Source organism: Stenotrophomonas sp. Sm10 (assembly GCF_030985515.1).
Lineage (GTDB): Bacteria > Pseudomonadota > Gammaproteobacteria > Xanthomonadales > Xanthomonadaceae > Stenotrophomonas > Stenotrophomonas hibiscicola.
In genome coordinates, this window is sequence record NZ_JAPTFO010000044.1 from 22,426 (window position 1) to 36,062 (window position 13,637).

The following is a 13,637-nucleotide window of genomic DNA, read 5'->3' on the forward strand; positions in this document are numbered from 1 at the left end:
CATGCAGCGGACATACGCAGAAGGCGCCGGCATTGCTGCCGGCGCCCTTGTGCGTTTCCTGCAACGACCAAAGCAGTCGCAGTTACAGCGGACGGCCGATGCCCGAGCAGGTGCTGGGGTTGTTCACGGCACCGGCGTTGGTGGCGGTCGCAAAGCGGGTGCGGACCGCATCACGCCAGGTCTTGGTCAGCGGAATGAACTTGTGCGCGCGGATCGCGTCGTCGTTCGGACCCTTCTCGACGCCGTTGCCATCGACGACACTGCCGTAGTGACGTGCCAGGAAGGCACGCACGTTGGCGCCCACAGTGCCATTCTTGTAGCACTGGCCGAACACGAAGTTGGTGTAACCGGCAATCGGATAGCCCGCGTTCGGGTTGCCGAACACCGGCACCCAGTTCGCCGGGTTCTCGGCGGCGGCACCGGTCGGCGGCGCAGCGGTTTCCAGCGTGGCCTGCACACTCACTTCATCCGGCGAGAAGCCCTTGACCTTGGCGATCTTGGTGGCATCGGTCAGGCTCGGGATCACGTCCGGACCGACATAGCCGACGCGGCCGTCAACGGCATAGACGGCGTTGTACAGCGCGGTGCCACCGGTGGCCGGGGCAGCGATGAAGTTCGACGGCACGCTGGTGAACAGGTTGGCGAAGGTCGACTGCACCGAGAATGCCGGCACGCCGTTGGTCAGCTTCAGGTTGGTACCCGACACGTCAGCCGGCTGGCAGGCGCTGGTCAGGAAGCGGGTCAGCAGTTCGCTGGTGCCGCTGCTTTCGCCGCGGTAGACGACCTGGATGGCGCCGGTACGGCCCAAGCCCGCCAGCTGGCTCCAGTTGTTGATCTTGCCGGAGAAGATGCCGCAGATCTGGGTGACCGACAGGTCAACCGCCGAACCGGCCTTGTTGAACGGAATGGTGACCGAGGTGGCCACCGACGGGATCTGCACCAGTGCGCCATAGCGGTTGGCGTCGCCGGACACGTTGTAGGTGCTGTTGTAGGTGCTCAGCTCGGTGCTGTTCAGCACCGAATCGCTACCGGCGAAGTGCACGGTACCGGTGGTGGAGAACAGCGCCGAATTGTTTTCCAGGAAGGCCTTCTTGCCGGTGCCCGAACCGGTCACGGCATAGCTGAAGTTGGCCGGCAGGATGCTGTCGGCCTGGCCCTTGTACAGGTCGGCCGGCAGCGAAGCGCCGCCGCCGGTGACGGCGGTCTGGGCCGAAGCGGCACCAGCAGTGGCCAGCAGCGCGGTAGCAACCAGCGCGGCCAGGGTCTTGTACTTGTTCATGATCTTCTCCTGAAGGGTTTACTGCGAAGGGAAACGCCAAGGGAGGAACGGTCACTACACGCCTGCTGCCGCCGAGGGCCTCCCAGCCCACTCTGCGGCGACGTGTCCATGCTGGTCCGCACCGATGACAGGCCGCTTAAGAAACCTGTGGAAGATCGAAAAAAGGTGTGGAGGATTGTGTGGAGAATCGAAGGCACGCCGTGCTGCGCGCTCGCCGGGCATGGCCCGGCGCTACCCGTGTTGCGCGTTGCGCATCACTGCACCAGCTGGTTCATTTCCATGATCGGCATCAGCACCGCCAGCACGATCGTCAGCACCACGCCGCCCATCACCAGGATCATGGTCGGTTCCAGCAGGGCGGTCAGCGCCATCGCGCGACGCTCGATCTCGCGTGAGATGGTCTGCGCGGCGCGATCCAGCAGCGGCGCCAGCGAACCAGTCTTCTCGCCGATGGCCACCAGGTGCACCAGGATCGGCGGATAGACCTTCTGCACCTTCAACGCAGCACCCAGTGCCGCACCTTCGCGTACGCGTGCAGCCACATCATCGGCACAGCGCGCCAGCAACGCATTGCCCAGTGTCTGCCGGGCAGCTTCCAACGCGCGCAGCAGCGGCACGCCGGCATCCAGCAGGATCGCCAGTGTCGAGGCGAAGCGCGCACTGTTCACGCCCAGCACGAAACGCCCGACCATCGGCAGCCGCAGCAGCATCGCGTCCCAGCGCAGGCGCAGCTCGGGCCGGCGCAGCGCCAGTCGCCATGCCACCACCAGCGCAGCGATGCCCAGCCCCGCCCACACGCCCCAACTGCGCACGAAAGCACTGGCCGCCAGCATCACCTGGGTCAGCATCGGCAGCGTCTGCCGCGCCTGCACGAACGCGGTCACCACCTGCGGCACCACGTAGCTGAGCAGGAAGATCACGATCGCCACCGACACCAGGCTGATCGCCGCCGGGTAGATGAAGGCGGTCAGCACCTTGGCCTGCAGCGCGTTGCGCTCTTCGATGTAGTCGGCCAGGCGCTCCATCACTCGCGCCAGGTCGCCGGAGTCTTCACCCGCCCCCACCAGGGCCCGATAGATCGGCGGGAAATCGCGAGGCCGCGCGGCGAGTGCCACGGTCAGGCGCTGGCCAGCACGTACATCCGCGCGCACGGCAGTAAGCGCCTGCGCCACGTGCGGGCGCTCGGCCTGCTCGATCACCGCACTCAAGGCACCTTCCAACGGCAGGCTGGCGGCCAGCAGGCTGGCCAGCTGGCGCGTGGCCCAGGCCAGCTCACTGGCTGACAACCGGCGAGCACCCCAGCCACTGCCGGCACTGCGCGCCGCACTGACCTGCACAGGCGTCAGCCCACGCCCGCGCAGCAGCTGACGCGCACCGCGCGGGCTGTCGGCGTCCAGCTGGCCTTTCTCGATGCGGCCCTGCGCGTTGGCGGCCTGATAATCGAACAGTGCCATCGTCGTCTCAGTCGTCGCCGGTGACGCGCAGGATTTCTTCCAGCGTGGTCACCCCGCTGTCGACCCAGCGATGGCCGTCCTGCCGCAACGTGCGCATGCCGGCGCGCCGCGCGGCCTCGCGCAGCGCGGGCTCGCCCTGCCCTTCATGGATCAATGCGCGCACGCGGTCATCGACCACGAACAGTTCGTGGATGCCGGTACGACCCCGATAGCCGCTGTTGGCGCAGGCCGCACAGCCCACCGCGCGCCACACAGTGCGGCCCTCGCCGTCCACCTCGGCACGCCGGCACTGCGTGCACAGCCGCCGCACCAGCCGCTGCGCCAGCACGCCGCGCAACGAGGACGCCAGCAGGAACGGCTCCACACCCATATCGGCCAGGCGGGTCACCGCCGAGATCGCATCGTTGGTGTGCAGCGAGGCCAGCACGCCATGCCCGGTCAGTGACGACTGCACGGCGATCTGTGCGGTTTCCAGGTCGCGTATCTCACCGATCATGATCGTGTCCGGATCCTGGCGCAGGATCGCGCGCAGCGCGGTGCCAAAGCTCATGCCGATACGCGCATTGACCTGGATCTGGCCGATGCCGGCGAAGTCGTACTCCACCGGGTCTTCCACGGTGAGGATGTTGCTGGTGCTGCTGTCGAGCTGGCCCAGCGCGGCGTATAGCGACGTGGTCTTGCCGCTGCCGGTCGGCCCGGTCACCAGCACGATCCCGTGCGGCTGCCGGATCAGCCCGGTGAATGTGGCCAAGGTGTCATCGGCCATGCCCAGGCGCTGCAGCTGCAGGCGGCCGGCATCCTTTTCCAGCAATCGCAGCACGGCGCGCTCGCCATGCCCGGTCGGTACAGTGGAAACACGGATGTCCAGCGGCCGCCCGGCCACGCGGATCGCAATGCGCCCATCCTGTGGCAACCGCTTCTCGGCGATGTCCAGGTGGGCCATGATCTTGATGCGCGACACCAGCGCTGCATGCAGTGCGCGCCGTGGCTGCACCATGTCGCGCAGCGTGCCGTCCACCCGGTAGCGCACCACCGAATGGGTCTCGAACGGCTCGATATGCAGATCGCTGGCACCGTCGCGTGCAGCCTGTGCCAGCAACGCATTGATCATGCGGATCACCGGCGCATCGTCCTGCGCATCCAGCAGGTCGGTGACCTCCGGCATGTCCTGCATCAACCGGTCCAGATCGACTTCACTCTCGGCGGCCCCCACCACGGCAGCGGCATCGCCGCCGTCACGGTACTGCTCGCCCAAGCGCTGCTGCCAGGCTGCCGCATCCAGCATCTGGAACGGAAGCGGGCCATGCCGCCGGCGCAGCTCGGCCACGGCCCACGCTGCGGTGTCGGCGGTGCCCAGCAACACGGGCTCGCCGCCAACTTCGGACAGCATCACGCCATGGCTGCGCACCCAGGCGTACGCCAGCGGCGCGGAAGCGCTCACGGCCCGATCACCAGTTCCGGCGTGTAGCCCAGCCCGCGCAGCTGCTGCAGCGCAGGGTCCAGCGTCGCCGGATCGCGCGGCAATCGCACGCGCAGGCGTTGCCCGCTCTCGCCGGGCGTCGCTTCAGCATAGGCCTGCAGGCCCAGTGCCCGCACCTGCGCCACGCCCTGGCTGGCACGCGCCGGGTCCAGCCCCTGCGCGAACTGCACCAGCTGCGCATCGCCGTCACCGGACGGATACAACGCGGCCAGGCTGGTGTTCTGCAACGGCTGGCCCCGGCCATCGCGCGCATTGCCCTGGCCGAGTACAGACAGGTCCTGCGGTGGCAGCTGCGGTGCCGACAGCGCCGGCAAGGCCCAGCTCTGTACTGGCTGCGCGCCCGCCTGCGCGTTGCGCATGTAGTCGTAGCGGTCGCGGGTCAGGCGCTGGCCGGCGGCCGGGTCACGCACCACGTGCGGGCGCAGGAACACCATCAGGTTGGTCTTGGCGCGCTTGCGCGTGTCGCTGCGGAACAAGGCGCCCAGCACCGGGATCTTTCCCAGCCCCGGCACCGCATCACGGCCATGGCTGACGCTGTCTTCCAGCAGGCCACCCAGCACCATGATCTGGCCATCGTCCAGCAGCACGCTGGTATCCAGTGCGCGCTTGTTGGTGATGATGCCGGCCGTGCTGTTCGCGCTCTGCGCGTCGATGCTGCTGACTTCCTGGTAGATGTCCAGCTTCACCGTGCCGCCTTCGGAAATCTGCGGGCGCACGCGCAGCTTCAGGCCCACGTCCTCGCGCACGATGGTCTGGAACGGGTTGTTGCTGCCGCCGCCACCGTCGGTCACGTAGCGCCCGCTGACAAACGGCACGGTCTGGCCGACCATGATGCTGGCCGCTTCGTTGTCCAGCGTCATCAGGTTCGGCGTGGACAGGATGTTGGCGCCGCCCTTGCTCTGCAGTGCGTTGGCCAGCGCTTTCATGTTGAGGATCTGGCCGACACCTGGAAGGTTGATGGTGCCGTCGATCACGCCGATCTTCAGGCCATCCCGGGGAAGCACGTCCAGCGTGGTGCGGGCACCGGTATTGAGTCCACTGCCGCCGGTGGCGCCACCGAAGTGGGTGCCACCAAAGGTGCGTCCATTGCCCAGCATCCACTGCACGCCCAGCTCGGCCGCATCGGTCTGGTTGACCTCCACGATCAGGCTCTCGACCAGCACCTGTGCACGGCGCTGGTCGAGCTGGTCGATCACCCGTCGCAGGTTGCGGTACACCGGCTCCGGCGCCGAGATCAGCAGCGTGTTGGTGGCCACGTCCGCCTGCACCGAGATGCCGTTCTGGCTGAAGCCGGTGCTTCCCGCATCGATCGGGTCACGCCGGCTCGGGTCCAGCCGCTGCGATTCCAGCGCATTGCTTCCGGTCTTGGCCTGCTGCGGTTGCGACGGCTGCGCCGGTGCGGAACGGCTTGCATCGCCAGGCAGTGGCGTGATGCCTTCATTGCTGCCCACTGCCGGCGCATCGCTCTGCCCCGCAACCACGCCGCGCAGCACGCCGGCGAGCTGATTGGCCTGGGCATTGCGCAGGTAGACCACATGCAGGTTGCCGGACTCGTCCTGGGCGCGGTCCAGCTTCTCCACCAGCTGCCGCGCCAGACGGGTGCGGCCGGGGCTGCTGGAACGCAGCAGCACGCTGTTGCTGCGCGGGTCGGCCATCACCACCACCTTCTGGCTGGGCTCGGCGCCCTGCGCATCCAGCAGCGGCGCGACCATCGCCGCGACGTCCACAGCGATGCCCTGCTGCAGCTTCACTACATCGGTGTCCATGCCGGCCGGAGTATCGACGCTGGCGATAACCCGTGCGATGCGCTCCAGGTTGTCGGCATAGTCGGTGATCACCAGGGTGTTGTTGCCGGGGTTGGCAGTGATCGGATTGTCCGGACTGATCATCGGCCGCAGCACTGCCACCAGCGCGGCAGCATTCTCGTAGCGCAGAGGGAAGGTGCGCGTGGCGATCTCGCCCCCTGCACCACCGGCGCCCACCCGGCCGCCAAGCAGCTTGGCGTCGGCCTGCGGCACCACCCGGCTGACGCCGCCGTTCTCGACCACCGCAAAGCCGCGCATGCGCAACGCCCCGAGCAGCAGCTGATAGGCCTGGGTACGGCTGACCGGGCCATCGGAAACCACTGTCATCTTGCCGGTCACCCGTGGATCGACCAGGAACTGGCGCCCGGTGAAGCGCGCTGCCATGCGCAGTACGCCACCGATATCGGTATCCACCAGGTTCAGCTGCACCGGCTCATCGCCTGTGTCCTGCGCCGCCACCGGCGCCGGCATGTGGGCCACGCCCACGATCAGGGCCAATGCGGCACTGCAGGCAAGGCTGCGCATCGCCCTCATGGATGGGCACCCGCAGGGGCCACCATCACGATGTGTCCTGAAATCCGTGCCGCCGGCATGTTCGCATCCCCTGTGCGTGTCAATTGCAGCTGCTGCAGCTCGATGGCAGGGTCGGCCAGCAGCGGCAGCAGCCAGTTCCATAGCGCATCGGCAGGTACGGCCCGTACCTGCAGGTGCCAGCGCCCGTCGCGCGCTTCGATATGCAGGCCGCCAGCCAGACCGGCGGCCTTGATCTGGTCACGCAGTCCGGCCAGGGTCGGATGCTGGCCCTGCGCCAGCTGCTGGCGCTCACGGGCGTCCAGCAGCGGTGCCAGTGCGCGCTGCTGCGCCTGCAGCCGTGGGAGTTCGGCCTGCCAGTGCGTGCGCTGCTTCAGCAAGGGCTCCAGCCATAACGACCACAGGCCCGCCACCAGCAGCGCCACCACCATCACCCACAGCATCAGCCGGTCGCGCGGTGGCAGGCGTTGCCAGCGCTGCTGCACGCCCGCCAGCCCCTCGCTCAGCCGCAAGGTTCGCGTCGTCACTGTCCCGCTCCGCTCACCCGCAGGCGTCCACCGGCATCGCGCACCAGCTGCAGCCCCTGCGCCTGCACCGCTTGCTGCCAGCGCTCAAGCCGCTGTGGATCGTCGGCCAATGCCCGAGCATCAGCGTCCAGCTCCAGGTACACCTGCCCGGGTTGGTAGTGCAGGCTGTGCACCTGCCCCGCCAGCTCCGGAACCGCGTGCAGCGTGCTGGCGACCTGACGCTGCAGCGCCGGCAACGGCGGCGCTGGCGGCGGAACCGCAAGCGCTCGCCTTGCCTGCAACACCGGGTCCACCACATCGGTGATCTCCGGGAAGCGTGCGCTGAACTGCCGTGCCATGTCCTGCTGCAGCGCCTCACCCTCGATCCGCCAACGCGAGACCTGCCACTGCAGCCCAAGTGCGGCCAACAGCACCGCCGCCAGTGCCAGGCCGATCGCCAGTCGCGGCGCTTGACGGCCTGCGCCGGGCAGCGGCAATGACCAACCCGGCAAGGGGCCACAGGCCTGCAGTTCATGCGCGACGGCGGTGGCCGGCAGGCTGCCCGGCCACGCCGGCGGTACGCTGTCGATCCATTGCACGGCCTGCACGCCGGCCTGTTGCAGGCGGGTGGCCAACGCCTGCATCACCGCAGACGCATCACGTCCGCCATACCATTGGACAAGTCCCCGATCGCGCCCGCTGCGCACCAGCAGATGCTCGCCGCTGACCTGCAGCGTGGCGTGGCGGTCCTGCCAAGGCAGCAGCAGTGGCGTCGGATGCAACGCCTGCAGCTGCAGCGCGCACGAGGCCAGCAGCTGCTGCGCCTGCGTAATGGCCTGCTGGCCGAGCCAGGCCACCGGAACCGTACCGTCTGCCGCCTGCGCACCGTGGGCCAGCGCCACCTCCTGCAGATCATCCAGCAGCATGGCCTCCACCTCGCCCTGCAACGCCGCGTGCAGGCGGCGCCCGGACAGCGGCGGCAGCTGCAGTTCCAGCAGGATCAGGTCGTTCGGATCAAGGCAGGCATGCACCGTGGCCCGCGGATGCCGCAGGCCCAGCGCCGCCAGCGTGTCGCGGCCGTGGGCGAGCACCTCGCCCTTGTGCAGCTGCGCCCAGTGCACCGCGCTGTCAGCGCGCAGGTGCGCCAGCGCCGGCAGGCGCACCCGAAGCTGCACGGTCATGCGCCGATCCTCGTCCACACCCGTTGTACACGCACCCCGTCGTCGCGGTACTCGCGCCAGAGCAGCGCGCGGAAATCAACCGCGCTGCCGTCGGCCTGCACCCGGCCGACGGCCAGGAACCACTCGCTATGGATACCCAGCGGAAGCACGGCCATCTGTTCGTTGCTCAGTTGGAGTCGGTTGGCGATGTCACCGCGGTTGAGCAGCCAGTGGCCGGCGTCGCGCTCAGCGAGCAGCGCCTTCAACCTTGCCGGTTCCACCGCAGGCGTCACTGCCTGCAGGACGCTCAGGTCGCAGGTATTGGCGTTGACCAGGGTCTGCGCGGGCAACACCACTGTGCGCCGCGCCAGCGCCTGCAACGCCACCGGGTCGGCGCCGGCCAGCGCCTGTTCGATCAGTGATTCGCGCGGCAGCGGCGCCTGCGCCGGCATATCGCCGTCGCGCAGGCGCGCCTGGATGTGGTCCACCGCGGATGCGCAGGTGCCCTGGCCCAGCCCCTGCCCGGTACACAACGCGACGAACGCGCCCCGCGCCTCGGGGTCCGGCCTGCCATGTGCCAGCAGGTTGCGCAGGTTGAACATCGACTGCGCATCGACCAGCTGCACCTGCACCGGCAACGGCGCCTGCAGTTCCAACGGGCGCGCCCAGCGCCCGCTGCGCACCGTGGTCAGCTGTTCCTTGACATCCTCACGCAGCTGCTGCGCCGCACGCTCCAGCGTGGCGTCCACCGCCATGCGCACCTGCGCGCGCAACTGGTCGCCGCGCAGCGCACGCAGCTGCGCCGACTGCCGGGTCAGCAGCGCAGTGGCAATCACGGCCACCAATGCCACCACCAGCAAGGCGACGATCACCGCCACGCCACGCTGGTGGATGCATGAAATCGAACGCGTCCGGGCTGCCATCAGCACGCCTCACAGCTGCCAGGAGCCGATGTCTGCGTTCCCGGCGTCGCCACCGGGCTTGCTGTCCGCACCCAGCGAGAACACATCGATGTCGCCATGGGTTCCGGGAACCTGGTACTGGTACGGATGGCCCCACGGATCATTCGGTAGGCGATCCAGATACGGCGTCACCGGCAACGCACCGCTGCCCTGCGGCGGCTTCACCAGCGCCTGCAGGCCCTGTTCGGCACTGGGATAGCGCCCATTGTCCAGCTTGAACAACTTCAGCGCCTGCATCAGCGCCGCGATGTCCTGGCGCGCCGCCACCACGCGCGCCTGGTCCGGACGGTCCATCAACCGCGGCACGATCAGCGCGGCAAGGATGCCAATGATCACCACCACCACCATGATCTCGATCAGGCTGAAGCCCTGCTGCCGAGCCCTGCAACCACCTGCCTGCCTTGCCATTGTTCCGCCCTCGTCATCCTGGAAGAGACCGCTGCACCATGGTCAGCGGTGCATGTGTCAGTACGATAAACATCCGCCTGCGATTCGCTGCGCGGTTGCCTGTGCGGGCGCACGTGCAGCCGGCACGCGTGCCGCCTCGAGCAGGTGCGGCGGCACGCTGGCCAGTGTCTGGTCGATGCACTCGCGCAACAACGGATGCACGCACGCCTGCAGCAGGCGCACGCACTGCGTCGGCGACCACGCGGTGCCGTGGTCGAGGCCGATGAACATGCGGTAGGCCTGGTGGTAGCGCAGGTCGTCGTACACGCGCTGCGCAGTGTTGAGATCACGCACGATCACCAGCAGGGCCGCACGTTGCAGCAGTCGCGCATCGGCTGCGCCAAGCGGCAGCGCGCTCATGGCCGCGTCGGGCCAGGGCCACAGCCGCAGGTCGAGGGCCTTTCGAAGTGCCGCCAGTGGATGCGCACTGCTGTCCAGTGCCGCCCAGCGCGCCGCATCCGCCCAGGCGTCACTGGACAGCACCCAGACCCACGAGCGGCCATAGCGCTGTACGTTCAGGGGCGTGTGCCGTGCCTGCTCCAGCGACTGGCTCAGGTGGCGATCCAGCTCCAGCATGCTGATCCTGCGACTGTCTTCCATCTGCGCCGCCCGTGCTCCACGACGCGTGGTGCGTCGTACTCTGGAGAAGACGTCAGCAAGGCAGGTGAAGCGACACCGCGAATGCAACTCTGTGCACGGGGTGGCGCTTCATCGGCAACGTCATCGCAGCGTCATCCGCCTGCAGGCTTCGCGCTGCAGCCGCGGTGCGTCACCCCCACAACGGCGGGCCAGTACCGCCACGTCGCTGCGGGCGGCGAATGCGACCAGTGCATCGGTCATGTCCACGTCATTGCACCATGACGCCAGCGCAACGCGCAGTGCGGGCAGCTGCCAGCCCTCCATCACCCCGTGGGCGCCCGCCACGAACCAGTGCCAGAGCCGATGATGCAGTACCTGCTCATGCAGCTGCGTGGGATCGTCGATGCCATGCATGCCCGCCAACAGCAGTGCGCGTGCGAGCACCGCAGGCGGCAGCGCCCCGGATTCGACCAAAGGCATCTCCTGCTGCTGCAGCCGCAGCAGCATCGCCAATGGGTGTGACTGCGGATTGAAGTCCAGCAGCACCGCCTGCTGCTGCCACTGCGCGTCAGACACCACGCACACCCAGGGCGAACCATAGCGATGCACCATCAGGGGCCTTCGCTGGGTGGTTTCCAGCAATGCAGACAGATTGCGGCGCAGATCGAGCACACCGATGGTCTCGTTGCGCATCCTTGGATTCTCCTTGCTTGCAACAGCCCGGCGCGGCGCGCACGGCCAGCGCCTTCATCTATCCAAGGACGGCGATGCCACCCGGAAAGCGACGCAGATCCAGCGACATCGTCCGTCGCAGCTGCTCCAGCGCCGCGTCCGGATCATCGATGCGGAAGCGGCCGCTGACCGGGGCGCGCGCCAATGCCGATTCGCCCAGCAGTACCTTGCCGCGGCGGTAACGGTTGATCTCCTCCACCACCTCACGCAGCGGTGCGCGGCGGAACACCAGCATGCCCTCCGTCCAGGCACTCACTTCCGACGCCACGGCCTCGGCCACCACACCACTGAGGCGCTCGTCGTACCGGGTCTGCTGGCCCGCCTGCAGCCGCAGCCGGCCCTGCGGATGCTCGATGCGGGCACTGCCCTGCAGGCAGGTCACCCGCACCTGGCCCTGGGTGTTGCGTACGTCCAGGCGCACCGCGCCCTCATCGGCAATCACGCAGCCCGGGCCCGCGAACAACGCCAGGCGCAGACCGGCCTGGGTCTCGATCGCGGCCTGGCCCTGCACCAGCTCGAAGCCTTCGCCCTGCGTGTGCGCGCGGCGGCGCAGGCTGCTCTGCGTATCCAGTTCGATCTTCAGTTGCGGCGAGGGCGCGATCTGCAGTCGCTCACCGGTGCCGGTATGGAAATCGGCTGCCATGGCTGTCACCGAGGGCCACAGGCCCATCGGCGGGCGGATGGCCGCCACCACTACCAGGCTGGCCGGGGCGGCAATCGCGGCGCCCAGGAAGGCGCGTCGGCTCCAGCGCTGGGCCGGCGTCGGCGCGACCGGTTGACGCGCGGCCGCTGGCAGCTGCTCGCCGGCCAGCCGCACCTGCTCCCACTGCCGGCGCGCACGGCCAAACGCTTCGCGATGGCGCGGGTCAGCCTCACACCACGCGCGGAACCGGCGCCCGTCGGCGGCGGTCGCCTCGCCCGAGGTCAGCCGCACCACCCACGCGTGCGCCTGACGCTCGACGGCATCCAGCGGGCGTTGCGGGCGATCGTCAGGATCCATGGGGGCTCATGCCGGACCCGCACGCTGCGGGGTTCTGCTCGGCGTCAAAGTGTAGACGGATGCCGCCGTTCAGAACCGCACCTGGCGCCCCGTTCCGCTGCGCTCGGCCAGATAGTCCTGGGCGGCCTTCAGCTCACGCTGCACCAGCCGCAGCGACACACCGAGGTGATCGGCGACGTCGCGCTGCTGCAGGCCGTCGACACGGATCGCCAGCAGGATGCGGCGACGGCGCTCGGGCATGCGCTGCAGCAGGCCGACCATGTCTTCCAGCGCGAAGTCCAGTTCAGCCGCCTGCGCCGGGCCGGGTGCAGGGTCGGCCATGTCCATCAGCGTATCCACCTCCTCCAGGCTCAGCAGGCGGTGGTCAGCACGTTGGCGGTCGATCACGGTATTCATTGCCATGCGCAGCAGGTAGGCCGCGGGGTTCTGCACGGCATCCAGGCGGTCACGCCGCGCGCTCAGGCGCATCCACGTGTCCTGCAGCGCGTCGCCGGCCAGCTCCTCCGAGCCCAGCTTGCGCACCAGCCGGCGCTTCAGTTCATCGTAGGCACCCAGAAGGTGGTCCATCAGGTCAACTGCCCCAGCCGTACCGTTGCTCATGTTCGAATCCTTGAAGTCATGGAAGGGGCGCGCGCCCGCCACAGTCGTGGTCGGTGCCGGAAGGTCGGATCTGCAGCGTTACCGGCTGCGGCAGCGCAGCGGCATCGGGCGCCAGCACCAAGTGCTGCAGCGCCTGCAGCAGGCGCGCATCGCGGCGCTCGCTGCCACTGCCTGACAGCAGCTCGGGCGCATGCACCTGGCCCTCGCTGTCGACACGGAAACGCAGCGTCGCGGCATAGCGGCCGGGAGCGATCTCCGGGTCGTCACAGAACACCGCACGCAGCCGCTGCTGCAGGCCACCATAGCGACGTCGACGTTCCGCATCGGCGAGCTCCGCGCCGACACCGGGTTCGGCAGCCAAGGGCGCGCCCCGGCGCAGCACCACACGCTGTTTGCCGATCACCTCGGCCTCGACGCCGGAGTCCTGCAGCAGCGCCTGCAGGGCGGGCAGCGGCGGCAGGCTGGCGCGCAGCGCACGGCTGCTGCGGCCCGCGGCAAGATCGCCCGGGTACATCACGGACCACCCACTGATGACGCTGAAGCGCTCGACCGCCTGTTCCAGCGGCTGCGCAGGGATGTCGTAGGCATGAACGCCGTCCTGCCCGGCAGCGGCAAAGGACAGCAGCAGCCATGCCGCGATGGCCACCTTCCAAGTTCTGACCGCATGGTGTCCATTCAGCCCCCTGACGTAGAACACATGACCCTCGGCAGCGACAGCAGCTGCAGTGGACGCGCGCCAAGACCGGAACCCCGGCCCGCGCGCGACCCGCAAGCGGGCTCAAACCGTACCGGGGTCACATGTCATTGCGATGACCGCCGCCTACGGCCGACCTGAAGCCAGTCACCCATCAGGAATCAATAGATCGAACAGACCACCTCATCCACGCCTGGGGTCAGAGCCCGTTGCGCAGCAACGGGATCCGACCCCGTGCCGACCCAGACGTGTCGACCAAGGTCGACACCCACCAAGAGCAGCTCATGCCGTTCCAGCAGTTCGTGGAAATCTGTCGAAGGCGGGGTAGGTCCGGTTGCGGGGGCGTGAGCCGCATGGATGCGGCGACCGAGCTTACATGGACGTACTTGCAGCGTCCCCCGCAACCGG

13 protein-coding genes are annotated in these 13,637 nt (G+C 68.5%); all 13 read right to left on the reverse strand.

All coding sequences use genetic code 11. From position 1 onward, the window contains the following. Positions 1-82: 82 nt before the first annotated feature. Positions 83-1,279 carry a substrate-binding domain-containing protein gene (locus O0J15_RS13275; protein WP_134729056.1) on the reverse strand — a complete coding sequence of 399 codons (1,197 nt, stop codon included), beginning with the start codon at positions 1,277-1,279 and terminating at the stop codon, positions 83-85. A gap of 254 nt (positions 1,280-1,533) precedes the next feature. Continuing rightward, positions 1,534-2,733, reverse strand: a complete 1,200-nt coding sequence (gspF, locus tag O0J15_RS13280) for a type II secretion system inner membrane protein GspF (protein ID WP_308305782.1) — start codon at positions 2,731-2,733, stop codon at positions 1,534-1,536. A 7-nt stretch (positions 2,734-2,740) separates the two neighbouring features. Then, positions 2,741-4,174, reverse strand: a complete 1,434-nt coding sequence (gene gspE, locus O0J15_RS13285; RefSeq protein WP_155029660.1) for a type II secretion system ATPase GspE — start codon at positions 4,172-4,174, stop codon at positions 2,741-2,743. Further along, on the reverse strand, positions 4,171-6,552 hold the full coding sequence (gene gspD, locus O0J15_RS13290; protein WP_188249836.1) for a type II secretion system secretin GspD: 2,382 nt from the start codon (positions 6,550-6,552) through the stop codon (positions 4,171-4,173). Before gspD ends, gspE begins: the two co-directional genes overlap by 4 nt. Further along, on the reverse strand, positions 6,549-7,076 hold the full coding sequence (gspM, locus tag O0J15_RS13295) for a type II secretion system protein GspM (RefSeq protein WP_308305783.1): 528 nt from the start codon (positions 7,074-7,076) through the stop codon (positions 6,549-6,551). Before gspM ends, gspD begins: the two co-directional genes overlap by 4 nt. After that, entirely contained in the window at positions 7,073-8,236 is a 1,164-nt protein-coding gene (gene gspL / locus O0J15_RS13300) for a type II secretion system protein GspL (protein ID WP_308305784.1), read from the reverse strand. Before gspL ends, gspM begins: the two co-directional genes overlap by 4 nt. Next, on the reverse strand, positions 8,233-9,138 hold the full coding sequence (gene gspK, locus O0J15_RS13305) for a type II secretion system minor pseudopilin GspK (RefSeq protein WP_308305785.1): 906 nt from the start codon (positions 9,136-9,138) through the stop codon (positions 8,233-8,235). The genes gspL and gspK overlap by 4 nt, the downstream gene beginning before the upstream one ends. A 9-nt stretch (positions 9,139-9,147) precedes the next feature. Further along, complete coding sequence (gene gspG / locus O0J15_RS13310; RefSeq protein WP_049440019.1) at positions 9,148-9,585, reverse strand: type II secretion system major pseudopilin GspG; 438 nt, start codon at positions 9,583-9,585, stop codon at positions 9,148-9,150. A gap of 57 nt (positions 9,586-9,642) precedes the next feature. Then, positions 9,643-10,224: a hypothetical protein gene (locus O0J15_RS13315; RefSeq protein ID WP_308305786.1), complete on the reverse strand. Its 582-nt coding sequence runs from the start codon at positions 10,222-10,224 to the stop codon at positions 9,643-9,645. A gap of 120 nt (positions 10,225-10,344) precedes the next feature. Continuing rightward, positions 10,345-10,896, reverse strand: a complete 552-nt coding sequence (locus O0J15_RS13320; RefSeq protein WP_308305787.1) for a hypothetical protein — start codon at positions 10,894-10,896, stop codon at positions 10,345-10,347. A gap of 58 nt (positions 10,897-10,954) precedes the next feature. Then, complete coding sequence (locus O0J15_RS13325) at positions 10,955-11,935, reverse strand: DUF4880 domain-containing protein (RefSeq protein ID WP_155029667.1); 981 nt, start codon at positions 11,933-11,935, stop codon at positions 10,955-10,957. A 69-nt stretch (positions 11,936-12,004) separates the two neighbouring features. Beyond that, entirely contained in the window at positions 12,005-12,535 is a 531-nt protein-coding gene (locus O0J15_RS13330) for an RNA polymerase sigma factor (protein WP_026347004.1), read from the reverse strand. 16 nt (positions 12,536-12,551) lie between these two features. Next, on the reverse strand, positions 12,552-13,232 hold the full coding sequence (locus O0J15_RS13335; RefSeq protein WP_308305788.1) for an STN domain-containing protein: 681 nt from the start codon (positions 13,230-13,232) through the stop codon (positions 12,552-12,554). Positions 13,233-13,637 lie beyond the last annotated feature (405 nt).